The sequence below is a fragment of the Microbacterium sp. genome, assembly GCF_011620665.1.
In the GTDB taxonomy this organism is placed as follows: Bacteria; Actinomycetota; Actinomycetes; order Actinomycetales; family Microbacteriaceae; genus Microbacterium.
Map to the genome: position 1 here is coordinate 1 of NZ_WOYQ01000082.1, position 13,283 is coordinate 13,283.

Sequence of the window (13,283 nt, forward strand, 5' to 3'; positions counted from 1 at the left end):
TTAAAAGGGATCTCGGGGCTTCGGCTGTGGCGGTGACGGTGGGATTTGAACCCACAACGTCAAGATCTGCCTCGCTCTGAAACCCAGGTTTGGCAGGGATTCACTCAGGTGGACGCCCCGCTTCAATCAACTGAGTCCGGTCCAATTTCGTTCAGTTGTTGCCACTGTGTTGCCACACGGGTCGGGCCTGGACAACACAGGGCAACACTGCGGAGGTTCTCTGCGACCATTCGGCGATCTAGTCCGATTCTCTCGCACATGGTCAGGAGCCGCCGCGCAGCGGCGAGGTCCTCGCGATGCATGAATGGACGGAACTCGGTGTCTCTTGCGAGACACGAGGCCTCCGCGCCCCCCGGCTGACAACCACGAGTGGCGAGAGCGCGAACCCGGCCGGTAAGGCGATGACCAGCAGGAGGACGACCAGCGAGTTGCGGGTGGCGCCGCTGATGACGACAGCTCGTCGACCGGGTACGTCCAGTCGCGCGATGTTGCCGGAGAGCGTGCCGATGGGAACATCACGGCCGCGAACAGCACGGCTACGGGGATGACTGGGAGGAGAAGGCTCATCTGCTCGCTGACGTGGAAGATCTGTGATGCGACGACGACGGCGAAGGTGACCATCATCAGCGGCACCATGGCGGCGGCTGCGATCCTGCTCACCGCTTTCCCTGGGAGTGTGCTGGCCAGGAGCTGGGTGGGCACGGCGGCCGCGAGCGGGTTCACGATCAGGAACACGAACGCATCGATGAACGGACGAACGTCGATGGTCTCGACGAACTCGGGACCGACCATCACGCCGACATTGGGCCTCGTCGACATTCCATCGCTGGTGGAGACGCGCTGAAGTGCAGGTTGGCTCCCCTCCCGTGCGCCAAGCACTGGTGGATCGCGGCACACAGGATGACTCGCTAACCCTTCACTCCGCTTCTCGCCAACGCTTCGACGAATTGCCGCTGGGCGAACAGAAACACGATCAGCACAGGAATGATCGTTAGTGTCACTGCTCCGAGTTGGGTGTTGTAGAGCGGCTCGCCTAAACCCAAGCTAAACCGCGTGATTCCAACGCTGACGGGCAACACTTCCGGCGACCTGAGCAGAATCATTGGTTCGAAGTACATGTTGAAGGCGGTCAGGAACTTGAGGATGGAAACGGTGGCGATTGCGGGGCCGGAGAGCGGAAGGGCAATCCTCCAGAACAGTCCCCAACGACCGAGTCCGTCAATGCGCCCTGCGTCCTCAAGTTCCACGGGCAGGGACAGGAAGTACTGTCGAAAGATGAACACCGAGACAACGGAGCCGGGACCGAAAGTGTAGAGCACGATGATCGGGATGTGGTTGTCCATCAGCCCAAGCTCGGACACCCACTGGAAGATCGGGATGATGGTGACCTCGGCCGGAATCATCAAACCCGAAATGAGCACAAGGAACAGCAGGTTCGATCCTCGGAATCTGATACGCGCGAACGCGTAGCCCGCCATTGCCGCAAGTATGACTGTGGCGGCAGTGATCAGAACCGCCATATACAACGAGTTGTAGTACTGGACGGCGAACGGTGTCATTGTGAAGATTCGCTCCACGCCCTCAAGCGTCCACTCACGCGGCAGCAATGTCGGCGGGGTCGCGAACATCTCGCTATTCGGCTTGAACGCCGCAAAGATCATCCAGATCGTCGGGTAGACGAATGGTACCGCGAGGACGGAAAGCAGAAGGAACAGCAGGGTTCGACCAACCATCACGCGTCGGCGGCGCCCACTGGTGGCACGAATTGAGGTATCCGGTCGGCGGGTGGTCTCAGACTTCATCGTGAATCCAGGCCCTCCTGCTACTCCACTGCAGTGCTGCCAGAGCGAAGACGACCACGAAGAGCAGAACGCCGATCGCACTCGCGTAGCCGAACCGCTGCTCGGCGAAAGCTGTGCGGTAGAGGAGGTAAGACAGGACTGTGGTGGAGTCGCCCGGGCCGCCTGACGTCAGCACCTGGATCGGGACGAAAACGTCCATCGCCCCGATCGCGGTCAAGATGCACACCATGAGGATCGTCGGCGCTATCAGTGGAAGGACGATTGATCTGAACACAGTGAACCGACCTGCACCATCCATTCGTGCAGCCTCGACTAGTTCAGTAGGCACACCCTGCAACGCGGCGAGAAAGAAGATCATGTTCAACCCCAGCCCCTTGAAGACTTGGATCACGACCACGGTGAAGAGTGCCCAACCGGGTTCTCGGAGCCAGTTCGGGCCAGCGACTCCGACTAAGGCGAGGACGCCGTTTATCCCGCCATTCGGGGCAACCAGGTAGCTCCAAACGACGACCCATGCAACGCCAGAGACGACCACCGGAAAGAAGAAGGCAGCACGGAACACCCCCACTCCGCGGATGCGGCGGTTCAACAGCACGGCCAGCAACAACGCAAACGGGATGTTCAACACCATGAGCATTCCCGCGAATGCGAATGTCGTTCCTAGCGAGGACCATACTCGGGCGTCGCCCAGCATTGTCGCGAAGTTGTCGAGGCCGATCCACTCGAATCGACCGCTGAGCGGAGACCAATCGTGCAGGCTGTACCAGATCACATAGGCGAACGGAACAAGCCCGAGCACAATGACCCCAAGCACCAGTGGTGCAACGAAGGCGAGCCCAGTCGCAGCATCGATGCGCCGGAGGCGCGTGGATGCGTGCGTCACGTGGGGGGTGCGGCCAGGGCGCGATGGCCGGGCCGCACCCGTCACTTGCGTCATTGAGTTCCAGTGCCTATAGCGCTGAGATCACGGGATCGATGTTGTCACACACCAACTGCGCCGCGCTTGCCGCGTCACCGTCTGGTACCCACAACGAGTCCAGTGCAGACCGGACGAGAGGCACGATCGTGTTCATCTTCGGATGCCCCTCCTTCGTACTGCCCTCGAGTGCCTGGTCGATAACGGTGGCCTGGATTTGCTCGTTCGTAAGCGCCGGCGCCGCCTCCGAGATTACCTCGATCGTGAGAAGCGACTCGCGCGCCGGGGGGAAGAACGCAGCCAGCTGGCTCACACTCTCCGGGCTGGTGAAGAAGGCGAGGAACTGGGCAGCGACCTCGGGATTGTCGCCACGAGCGACCACGCCAACCCCCGCTTGTCCCACGACGGGGGCGACCCCAGCGGGCCCAGCCGGAAGGGGCACGAAGTCCCATTCAAGGTCCTCTCCAAACGCGCGCGTCCAACTCATCTGGCCCAACGCCAGCGCCGCCTGGCCGGCAGCGAAGTCCGCTGCCTCACCGGGTCGGGGGATGGCATCCGCTTCGAAGACTTGCGTGTGGAACCACTCTAGGAACGAGACCATTTCGGGCGACGTGAACTCGCACGTCGTGCCATCCGCCGACCAGCCGTTCGCTCCCCAGCTCTCCCAGAGGACGGGCAGGACGTCGTTCCAGGCTACATACGGATCCCCGACGAACAAACCGCCGACGTCCGCCGTCTGCGATACCGATGCGGCAATCTCCGTCGCTGCGTCCCACGTCCAGTCGCCCGAGGCGATGAGATCGCGCGGGTTGGGCTGCCCAGCTTGTTCGAGGAGGGCGGAGTTCACGAAGATGCCGTAAGGGCTATTTGAGAACGGGTAGGCGAAGACATCACTACCCTGTGACCACGGCGCGAGCGTGTCGATGAGGATGTCGTCGAAGTCGTAACCTTCAGTGCTCTGCAGCACATCAGTGACGTTAGCGAAGACCCCCTGCTGCACGAACTCGGGACCATTGCGTTCGAAAACCCATACAAGGTCTGGTGAATCTCCGCCCGCGATCTGGGTAGTCAAAGCCGCGATGTAGTCCGGTGCCGTGATGGACTCGTAGGTCACCGCAGAAACGATATCCGGGTTCGCCTCTACGAATGCGGAGCCAATAGCGTTGAGAACCTCAAGGTGCCCCTCATTGGCCGTCCAGACCGCCATCCTCAGCTCCACCGGACCATCTGGCTCGGCTGCCGGCGAGCACCCGGCCATGGCCACCATGGCGGCGGCTAGCGATACTGATAGAACCACTCTGTGTCGACGCATTACTTCCCCGTTCCTCAGACCTTCGAGCCGTACCGACATTGGTTCGGCGCGCTCCATCAGGCCACGTGTGTAGGCGACCCGTTCTGGATCGTCTCTCTCTGCTGTGTAGTAACACTATCCATAATGACGTGGAATCGCCAAAGATCTCGCCAGAATGGCTTCAATACCTTGGATATTCAGTAGGATGGCTACCGAACTAGACCGTGGAACGCGCAATCGGGAGGCACATAGCATGCACATTCAGGCGCACATCGCCGTGATCGGAGGCGGATTCGGCGGGGTCTCCGCAGCACTCGCCGCGCTCGGGGCAGGCCGAACCGTCGTGATGACCGAGCCAACCCGCTGGCTCGGCGGCCAACTGACCAGCCAGATGGTTCCTCTGGATGAGCATCGTTTCATCGAAACCGACGGCGCGAACGAGTCATACCGACACTTTCGCAACATGTTGCGTGAGTACTACAGGCAGAACTTTCCGCTTCGACCAGAGGCCAAGTCGACGCCGAATCTGAATCCGGGAGCTGGGTGGGTCAGCCCGGTCTGCGTTGATCCGCGAGTTGCCGTCGCCGTCATCGATCAACTGCTCCTGCCCCACCTGATTTCGGGGCGTCTGAGACTGCTGACGGAAGTCGCGGTTGTCTCGGTCGCGACAGAGGGCGACTTCATCGCCGGAGTGACGGTACAGGCCGCAGATGGGGAACAAACGACCATCGGCGCCGAGATCTATCTGGACGCGACGGAGCACGGCGACCTGCTCGACCTTGGAGGGGTCGAGTTTGTGACTGGAACGGAGTCACAACGCGAGACCGGGGAGCCAGGCGCCCCCGACTTCTCCGACCCCCTCAATACTCAGGCGGTCGCGTGGTGCTTCGCCCTGGAGCATAGGGAAGGCGAGAACCACACGATCGATAGGCCGCAGGACTACGCGCACTGGAGGGACCTACGCGCGCCGCAACTCCACGACGAGCCTCTCTTTGCCTTCGCTCCGCGCGATGAGACTCAGCACGGCTGGACATTCGAACCCAACCCCGATGACGATCCCTTCAGGGTCAACCTCGATCACTACGATCAAGGCCTACGCCCGTCGCTCTGGCTCTTCAGGAGAATTGCAGCACGCAAACTCTTCGCGCCCGGCTACCTTGCTAGCGACATCACGCTCGTGAACTGGCCGATGAATGACTACTTCGGCGGCTCACTTTACATGGGCGAGGACGCCCCGAAGCACTGGGGCCAGGCAAAGGCTCAGAGCACCAGCCTCTTGTACTGGCTGCAGAACGATGCGCCGCGACCCGACGGCGGAACAGGGTGGCCGGGGTTGCGACTGAGATCGGATGTGGCCGGCACGTCTGACGGATTCGCGATGCATCCGTATATCCGTGAATCCCGCCGGATCAAGGCGCGCAAGACCATTCTTGAGCAGGAACTGTCCACGGCCTATCGGGGAGACCGCGGAGCCGAAAGGTACTGGGATACGGTCGGCACCGGGCACTACTTCTGGATAGATCGTCATCACACGACGCGGCACGATCTACCCTTTCTCGGCTATCCGCACCCCTTCGAAATCCCTCTGGGAGCGCTAATTCCCGTTCGTATGCGAAATCTGCTACCTGCCTGCAAGAACATCGGCACAACGCAGATCACGAACGGCAGCTATCGCCTGCACCCGGTCGAATGGAGCATCGGCGAGGCAAGTGGCGCCTTCGCTGCCCACTGCCTAGACGTGAACTCCGAGCCTCACGCGATCTACGACGATCCCCAAGCCGTCGCCAACTTCCAGAACGTTCTCGCACACCGTGGAATCCAGTTGCGTTGGGCCGACTCAAAACGCCGTTGAACTGTCGGCAACTGGACACTCACGGCCCGGTTCATGACCGGAGCACTGAAGGCGCAGTCGGACTGTCGAAGCCGTCGATCACCGACTTCACAATCTCATCACGAAGGGAAGCCACCCATGGCCAGACAGCTAGAGGACGTTGCCGACGAAGAGTACGCGGAGGTGACAATCTCCGGGGATCGATGGGTCGACTTCGTCTCTACACGACCCGTCAGACCCGTCGAACTGCGGCCGGCCACGCCATTCCCCTCCGCGGAGGAAGACAACACCCGATCGCTCGACGGTGAATGGAAGCTTGCATCGAGCCCTAAGCTCAACCCCGTCGTCTCCCAGGTAGATTGGCCATCGTCATGGATGCATTGGGCCGGACAAGGCGGCCCAACCTGGTGGGAGGAAACCACCGATCGCTCCCGCTGGCTGCCGGTGAATGTGCCGACGACTGTGCAGAACGCACTCATCGAGTCCGGTGAGCTCCCGGACCCGCTCTGGGCGGGGACGACCTACGACGAGCAGCTCGAGCACGGCACACCTGCCGATTGGCAGGTCTCGTTTCGGCACACCCGCGTCGAGCAGCAGGACTGGTGGTTTGCTCGAACGTTCATTGTTCCCGCTGAGTGGACGGGGTCGCGCGTCGAACTGCGCCTCGACGGAATCAGCTACTCGGCGAGCGTCTATATCAACGGGAAGCCACTCGGCAACCACGAGGGCATGTTCGGCGGTCCGACCCTTGACATCACTGGCCTCGCGCGCTTTGGCGCGGAGAACACCGTTGTCGTAAGGGTCGACTCCGCTCCCCCACATTGGTATGGCCGCCCGATCGGCAGTGCCGGCTTCGGCTGGCACTACGGCCACCTCATTCCGATGGGAATCTGGCGTTCTGTCGGCCTCCGGCGGGTGGATCTCGTCGACGTGCGCGATCTGAAGGTGACCACCACGTCGGTCGAGCCAGATGGCACGGCGACCCTACGCGTGGGGTTCGACCTCGAAAACCCGAACGAGGTCACCGGTGTGCTCGACGTGCGCTTCACCCTCAGTGGCAACGGCAACGATCTGACTGTCGGCGCGAACGTGGATCTGACAGGCAGCGCGTACCAGCGCTTCGAGGGGACCATCACGGTACCGGACGCAGCAGTGTGGTGGCCCCTTGGGTTCGGGGACCAACCACTGTATGAAGCGACAATGCAGGCCGAGCTCAGGGTCAAGTCCGGTGCGCGGCGCCTTGCGCAACTGCACCGCCGTATCGGAATCCGCACCACTGAGATGGCTGCGGCGGCGGACTGGATCGGGGAGGACTACTACCGTTGGCAGCTCATCGTGAACGGCGTGCCTCTGTTCATGAAGGGCGCGAACTGGTGCTCGACCGACCCTCTGCTGCGTGGAGAGGTCGAGAAGTATCGCGACATCCTAAATCGCTGTTCCGACGCGAACATTCAGGTACTACGCGCGTGGGGTGCCGGTGTCGTCGAAGATGACTACTTCTACGACCTCTGCGATGAACGAGGCATCCTCGTGTACCAGGAGTTCCCGATCACATGGGGCCCCCCAGATTCTCCGCACTCCGACCTTGCAGTGATCGATCGCCAGGCACATGAGATCGTGACACGCCTGCGCCATCACCCCAGCGTGTTCATGTGGGGCGGCGGCAACGAGAACTTGGGGCCAGTCTCCGCCGACGAGGTTCTCCGACTAATCGGGCGGCGGTGCCGCCAGTTCGATCCCGACAGACCCTTCCACCGAAGCGACCCTTGGGGCGGCAGCCTCCACAACTATGAGGTGTTCCACGGTGGCCATCCAATAGATACCGGCTACCAGGGGATGGACCCTGTGCTGTACGGCGAGTGGGGTCTGCCGAGCTTGCCCTCACGACCGAGCCTCGAGCGGTACCTTCCGAATGAATCGATGGAAGCCTGGCCGCCCCGATCCGACGACACCGCGCTCCTGCAGCACCAGCCGGAGTTTCGGATGTTCGACTTCACCAAGCAGGCGCGGTACGCGAATTTCGGCCCGATCAAGTCGTTCGACGATATGGTCGAGTACACGCAGCTCGCGCAGTCGGAGGCGCTTCGATATGCAGCGAACCTCATTCGTGGCTCACGGCCCGGTCACACCACGGGTTTCTGGTTCTACAAGGCGACCGACCTCTTTCCCGGCAACTCGTGGGCAGTCATCGACTACTACGGCGTGCCGAAGAGTTCGTTCTACACCGCCAAACGCGTCTGCCGGAATGTCGCGGGTTTCGCGAAGGTCGCGACGCTCGATTTCGCGGCGGATCGCGACGTGACGGCGGCGATCTGGGCTGCCAACGACTCAACGCGGGCGCGTTCGGGCACCGTCGAGGTGACCTTCTACGACAACACGCTGCGCGTGGTTCAGGATGCATCGTTCCCGTTCGATCTTGCCGCGTACGACCGGGCTGAGATCGGCGTCGCGTCCGTGCCCGCGGCTTCTCATCGAGGCGAGCTCGTGCTCTTCCGGGTTTCAACGGTCGGCGTGGATGGTGAGGACTTCGGCGACGATTGGTACTGGGTAAACGCACGGCCGCGCACCGAGCGCATCCTCGAGATCGAAGCTCTCCCGCTGGATGAGATCCGGCTGTGGGACCAGATCGAGGTCCTCGCCGACTACGCCGCCGACCGACCGGCGCCGCTGCGGGAGCTGCCGCGAACTGCGCTGGAGGCCGTCGTATCGACGGCGTCACACGGCGGATGGACGCTGACGGTGCGAAACACTGGGGATGTACCGGCGTTTCCTGTGATCGTCGACGGGCTGCCAGCCGTGTCGAGCGCGTTCCTGTCCGACAACTGGTTCGGCCTCGTCGCCGGCGAGCAACGAGCCATCGACGTTCGGGGTATCGACACTCTGCCGCCGCTGACGGTTCGCGCCTGGAACGCAGACTCATCGGCAGCGAAGGTGTGAAGCAATGGGGCCGCTCCGCCTCGTTCCGATCGGCGCTTCGTCTATCGAGTCGGTGTGCGGGTCTCCGACGCGCTCTCACCGAACCAGAGCACCATCGCCACGATCGCGGGGCTTCCGGCGAATAGCATGGACCACGCCCGACCTGGAACGCGCCGAGGAGCTGCCGTGAACACTACCGATCCCGAGTCATTGGGAGACGATTCGACGTCGCTGACCCTCCTCGAGCGCATCACCCGAAGCCTTCCGTCTTTGCGGCGCTCAGAGGCCAAGGTCGCGGCGCTCGTGCTGGATGATCCGACGGGAGTCGTGCAGTTCACGATGGCTGGACTCGCCGAGGCGGCCGAAGTGAGCGAGCCGACCGTCATGCGCTTCTGCGCGTCCATCGGGTGCGAGGGCTTCCAGGACTTCAAGATCCAGCTCGCACAGACCATCGCGATCGGTCTGCCCATCACGCACTCGACCATCACGGCAAGCGATGGCGTCGCCGACCTCTCGGAGAAAGTGTTCGACCATACGATCTCGAGCCTGGACCGCGCCCGCCGCACGCTCGACGCCGCCCAGATGGAACGAGCATTAGACAGCATTCTTGCGAGCACGGATCTGCTGTTCATCGGCTTCGGCGCGAGTGGGATCATTGCGCAGGATGCACAGCAGAAGTTCCCCCTTTTCGGCGTGCCCTGCCAGGCTCCGGTCGACTTCCACCAGCAGTTCATCGCCGCAACGATGAGCCAGAAGTCGAGCGTTGTGGTCGCCATCTCGAACACGGGCCACACTCGCCAGACGATCGTCGCGGCGAATGCAGCGAAGCAAGCGGGCGCCACCGTCATCTCGCTCACGGGTCGAGAGAGCACTCTCTCGGAGCTCGCCGACATTCCTCTCATCGTGCGCACATTCGAGGACACGGACCTGTACACCCCCAGTACGAGCCGCATCGCCGGCCTCGTCGTCGTCGACATCCTGGCCACGGGGGTCGCTCTGCGCAGGCCCGACAACGCCGCCGTGATCCGCCGCATGAAGAGCGAGCTCGCACAGATGCGCCAGGATGTGGAGCCCGCGTCCGAATAGCGTCGCGTGGTCGTAGAAGTAGTTCGATGTGGCATGTAGTATTGCTACATGTACCGAGAACTTCTTGAACTGTACGGCAAGGTGGCGGTCGTCACCGGGGGCGGACGCGGCATCGGGGGTGCGATAGTAGACGCCCTGTCGGAAGCCGGCGCCACCGTTATCGCCGCGGATGTGCTCGATGTCGAGCAGGATGATGCCCATTCCAGGGTCACGCATCGACAGCTCGATGTCACTGACGCTGCGGCCGTCGAGGCGTTCTTCTCGCAGATAGTGGTGGACTTCGGTCGCCTCGACATCCTGGTCACCAGTGCGGGCATAGCCAGTCACACGCCCGCGCTCGAGTTGCCCGCGCGCGAATGGTCTCGCGTGTTCGACGTCAATACCACCGGCACGTTCTGGTGCGCACGCGAGGCCATTCGCAACATGGCCGGGAGCGGTTCCGTTGTGGCGGTCGGGTCGATGTCGGGCGACATCGCCAACGCGCCGCAGCGACAAGTCGCCTACAACGCGTCGAAGGGGGCCGTGCACCTCGTCGTGAAGTCGCTGGCCGTCGAATTCGCCGAGCAGGGCATCCGGGTCAACGCGGTGGCTCCGGGTTACGTCATGACCGATCTCACTCGGGAGGGCGTGCCGCAGGATTGGATCGCCGACTGGGAGCGTCGCACGCCGATGGGGCGCCTGGGTACGCCTCGGGAGATCGCTTCGCTCGTCGCGTTCATCGCGTCGGACGCCGCGTCGTACATGACGGGTTCGATCGTGACCATCGACGGCGGCTACACGGCCTGGTGAGCGCGCGACGCCGACCGCCTACATGAAGGCGACGCCGGCGATCAGCAGGACGTTCGCATAGGGCGTGTCTTCGGCCGTGCGGACCACGAAGCGGGCGTTCGCAGCCTTCGCCTTCAGTTCGTCGTGGCTCACAGCCTCGAGCCCCGGCACTGCGGCACTCAGCGCAGCGAACGACTCAGCATTCGCTCCAGGCATCTCCGACGCATACCACCCACCCTCGATGGCGACCTCGGGCACGACGGCGTCGAGCACTTGCGCGAACTTCGGGATTCCGTAGATCACGCGCAGGTCGACAATCGGCACGCCGGGTGCAACCGGGAAGCCCGAATCCGCGATCACGAAGGTGTCGGTGTGGCTCAGGTTCGCAATCAGGGCGTTGAGCTGGGAGTTGAGGATTCCGGTCTTCTTCACTGGGTGTCCGCCTGTCTCAAGAGTCCTGCGTGGTGGGGGCTACGACGACTTCTCGCAGCGTGATCTGCTGCGGCATCTGATACGCGGCAAGGATGGCCTCGCCGACATCGGCCGGCTTCAACCCGCCGCCGATGCTCGCCTTGTAGCCGAGGTATCCGGCGAGCACGTCACCGGCGCCCGTGTTCGAGAGCAGGTCCGTGTCGATCATGCCGGGAGCGACCAGGATGATCCGCACGTTGTGCGGCGCATTCTCGCGGCGCAGGCCCTCTGTCATTGCGTGTACCGCGTACTTGGTCCCGTTGTATACGGTGTGATCGCCGTAGATCGCCTTGCCCGCGATGGAGCCTATGTTCACGATCGTGCCGTGGCGTCGTGCTTGCATACCGGGAAGCACGAGCTGGCTGATCAACATCGGCGCGACGCAGTTGACGTCGAACATCTCCTGCACCTTCGCAGGATCCTGCTCGACGACGGAGGACAGCGCCATGAGGCCCGAGTTGTTCACGAGGAGATCGATGGCACCGAAGGATGCCTCGGCGGCAGCAATCGCGTCGGCGACGGCTCGCGTGTCCCGAACGTCTGCCGATACGGCGATCGTGTCGGGTAGACCCAGCTCGAGCATGGGCTCGATGCGGCGCGCGACGAGGAGCAGCGGGTGGCCTGCCGCCGAGAACGCGCGCGCGGTGGCGGCACCGATTCCGGAGCTTGCGCCGGTGATGACGACGAGTGGGAGATCAGACATGGTGCCTTCCTTACTGGGGGTTGTTGAACGACATCGCGGCATCGAACCGCTGTCGCACGACGTCGTAGTCGCGCTGGCGTGCAGCCTCTGGAACGAATCGGGCGATCACGTCGTGCGGGTCATCCGCCCGGCTGAAGTCGGGCCACAGGCCGAGGCCGACGAACGTGATCGCCGCCGCACCGAGCGTGGCAGCCTGATGGTCGACTGCCGTGCGCACGATCGGAGTGCCGAGCACGTCGGAGTACAGCTGGTTCCAGCCGTCGTGCCGGGCACCGCCGCCCGAGATGAGGAGGTCACCGCTGAAGTGCCCCAGCTTCCGGAGCTCGACGAAGCTGCGTCGCAGGGCCAGCGCGATTCCCTCGAGCGCCGCGCGCGCGAGGCTTGCGCTGCTCTGGCCGAGCTCCAGCCCCATCAGTGCGCCGCGGGCCTGCGGTCCGCCCTCGAGTGGTGTTCCGCCCGACAGCATCGGCAGGAAGAGCGCTCCACGCGCTCCGATGGGCTCGTTCAACCCCGAAGTGATGAACTGCGCGGTGGGCTGATCTTCCGCGACGATATCGCGCAGCCACTCGAGGCTCGTACCGCTGCTGAATGTCGACAGTGCGCTCACATGGAGTCCGGGGATCGCCGATCGGAACACATACGGTCGTGTCGCGGGATCGATGATGGGCTGCGCGGTCGTCACTGTGATCCAACTCGACGAGCCGAGGGCCGCGTACACCCGGCCATCGGCTGTGCCCCGCGACCCCAGCGCCATGCACGCATTGTCGACGCCGCCCGCGAGGACCGGGATGCCGGCGGCAAGGCCGAGGATCCGAGCGGCATCCGAGGTCAGTGCGCCTAATACATCCGTCGATTCGCGAGGCTCGGGCAGGAGACCCTCCGGAACACCCGCGGCCGCGAGGATCTCGGCATCGTACGAGCCGGTGAACAGGTTGTAGGCGCCGCTGCCCGACGCGTAGCTGTGGTCGGTCGCGATGACACCCGTGAGCGCGAGGTTGATGAAGTCCTTTGATCCGACGACGTGTCGAGTCGCAGCCCACTCCTCGGGGCGATGAGACCGCAGCCAAGCGGTCTTGAAGATGGGGTAGAGCCCTGCGGGGAACCCGTTGCCGGTGCGCGCATACCAGTCGCCCTCTTCGATGGAGTCGAATACCCCTGCGGTGAATCCGTCGCCGCGCGTATCGGACCAGATAGGAGTCGAGTCGACGATGACCTGAGCGCGGGCATCCAGCTGCACGAGCCCCAGACTCTGACCGGACAAGGCGATGCCGGAGATGGCCCCCACGCCCGGCGGATGCAACTGAAGCAGGCGCCGCGTCGAGGTGACGACCGCGTCCCACCAGTCGCTCGTCCGCTGCTCCGACAGTCCGGGGCCGGGATGCATCGTCGGGTACGACACCGACGTCTCGGCGACGCACTCACCACCGTGCGACCACAGCGATGCCTTGCAGCCACCGGTTCCCAGGTCGAGCGCCAGCGCCAGCTCTCGCGAAGGCACG

General features: G+C 63.3%; 11 protein-coding genes. 5 read left to right on the forward strand and 6 right to left on the reverse strand.

The window, feature by feature from the left end; translation table 11 throughout:
* Positions 1-544: 544 nt before the first annotated feature.
* Positions 545-844, forward strand: a complete 300-nt coding sequence (locus QZV81_RS10295) for a hypothetical protein (RefSeq protein ID WP_292836726.1) — start codon at positions 545-547, stop codon at positions 842-844.
* A gap of 64 nt (positions 845-908) precedes the next feature.
* Here the strand turns inward: QZV81_RS10295 and QZV81_RS10300 are convergent, their stop codons facing one another.
* Genes QZV81_RS10300 through QZV81_RS10310 form a run of 3 tightly spaced genes read right to left on the reverse strand, consistent with a single transcriptional unit; the run spans position 909 to position 4,087 of the window.
* Complete coding sequence (locus QZV81_RS10300; RefSeq protein ID WP_292836729.1) at positions 909-1,802, reverse strand: carbohydrate ABC transporter permease; 894 nt, start codon at positions 1,800-1,802, stop codon at positions 909-911.
* Positions 1,792-2,739, reverse strand: a complete 948-nt coding sequence (locus tag QZV81_RS10305) for a sugar ABC transporter permease (protein WP_292836732.1) — start codon at positions 2,737-2,739, stop codon at positions 1,792-1,794. Before QZV81_RS10305 ends, QZV81_RS10300 begins: the two co-directional genes overlap by 11 nt.
* 13 nt (positions 2,740-2,752) lie before the next feature.
* Positions 2,753-4,087, reverse strand: a complete 1,335-nt coding sequence (locus tag QZV81_RS10310) for an extracellular solute-binding protein (RefSeq protein WP_292836735.1) — start codon at positions 4,085-4,087, stop codon at positions 2,753-2,755.
* A gap of 175 nt (positions 4,088-4,262) precedes the next feature.
* Between QZV81_RS10310 and QZV81_RS10315 the strand changes: the two genes are divergently transcribed.
* From QZV81_RS10315 to QZV81_RS10330, 4 genes are all read left to right on the forward strand, one after another.
* A complete protein-coding gene (locus QZV81_RS10315; RefSeq protein ID WP_292836738.1) occupies positions 4,263-5,861 on the forward strand; it encodes an FAD-dependent oxidoreductase in 1,599 nt (532 codons plus the stop codon).
* Between the two features lie 117 nt (positions 5,862-5,978).
* Positions 5,979-8,777 carry a sugar-binding domain-containing protein gene (locus QZV81_RS10320; protein WP_292836741.1) on the forward strand — a complete coding sequence of 933 codons (2,799 nt, stop codon included), beginning with the start codon at positions 5,979-5,981 and terminating at the stop codon, positions 8,775-8,777.
* Between the two features lie 165 nt (positions 8,778-8,942).
* Positions 8,943-9,842, forward strand: a complete 900-nt coding sequence (locus QZV81_RS10325; protein ID WP_292836744.1) for an SIS domain-containing protein — start codon at positions 8,943-8,945, stop codon at positions 9,840-9,842.
* A 48-nt stretch (positions 9,843-9,890) separates the two neighbouring features.
* Complete coding sequence (locus tag QZV81_RS10330) at positions 9,891-10,631, forward strand: SDR family oxidoreductase (protein ID WP_292836747.1); 741 nt, start codon at positions 9,891-9,893, stop codon at positions 10,629-10,631.
* An 18-nt stretch (positions 10,632-10,649) separates the two neighbouring features.
* Here QZV81_RS10330 and rbsD read toward each other — a convergent pair whose 3' ends face one another.
* Genes rbsD through QZV81_RS10345 form a run of 3 tightly spaced genes read right to left on the reverse strand, consistent with a single transcriptional unit; the run spans position 10,650 to position 13,282 of the window.
* Positions 10,650-11,042 (reverse strand): D-ribose pyranase, encoded by a 393-nt coding sequence (rbsD, locus tag QZV81_RS10335; RefSeq protein ID WP_292836750.1) that lies wholly within the window; start codon positions 11,040-11,042, stop codon positions 10,650-10,652.
* Positions 11,043-11,058: 16 nt separating this feature from the next.
* A complete protein-coding gene (locus QZV81_RS10340; RefSeq protein ID WP_292836753.1) occupies positions 11,059-11,784 on the reverse strand; it encodes an SDR family oxidoreductase in 726 nt (241 codons plus the stop codon).
* 10 nt (positions 11,785-11,794) lie between these two features.
* Complete coding sequence (locus QZV81_RS10345) at positions 11,795-13,282, reverse strand: FGGY family carbohydrate kinase (protein WP_292836756.1); 1,488 nt, start codon at positions 13,280-13,282, stop codon at positions 11,795-11,797.
* Position 13,283: the final 1 nt, after the last annotated feature.

Excerpts from the sequence above, each read along its gene's own strand:
- QZV81_RS10300 (WP_292836729.1), bottom strand. The coding sequence starts at position 1,802 with ATGAAGTCTGAGACCACCCGCCGACCGGATACCTCAATTCGTGCCACC.
- QZV81_RS10315 (WP_292836738.1), top strand. The coding sequence starts at position 4,263 with ATGCACATTCAGGCGCACATCGCCGTGATCGGAGGCGGATTCGGCGGG.
- QZV81_RS10305 (WP_292836732.1), bottom strand. The coding sequence starts at position 2,739 with ATGACGCAAGTGACGGGTGCGGCCCGGCCATCGCGCCCTGGCCGCACC.
- QZV81_RS10330 (WP_292836747.1), top strand. The coding sequence starts at position 9,891 with ATGTACCGAGAACTTCTTGAACTGTACGGCAAGGTGGCGGTCGTCACC.
- QZV81_RS10310 (WP_292836735.1), bottom strand. The coding sequence starts at position 4,087 with ATGGAGCGCGCCGAACCAATGTCGGTACGGCTCGAAGGTCTGAGGAAC.
- QZV81_RS10340 (WP_292836753.1), bottom strand. The coding sequence starts at position 11,784 with ATGTCTGATCTCCCACTCGTCGTCATCACCGGCGCAAGCTCCGGAATC.
- QZV81_RS10320 (WP_292836741.1), top strand. The coding sequence starts at position 5,979 with ATGGCCAGACAGCTAGAGGACGTTGCCGACGAAGAGTACGCGGAGGTG.
- QZV81_RS10295 (WP_292836726.1), top strand. The coding sequence starts at position 545 with ATGACTGGGAGGAGAAGGCTCATCTGCTCGCTGACGTGGAAGATCTGT.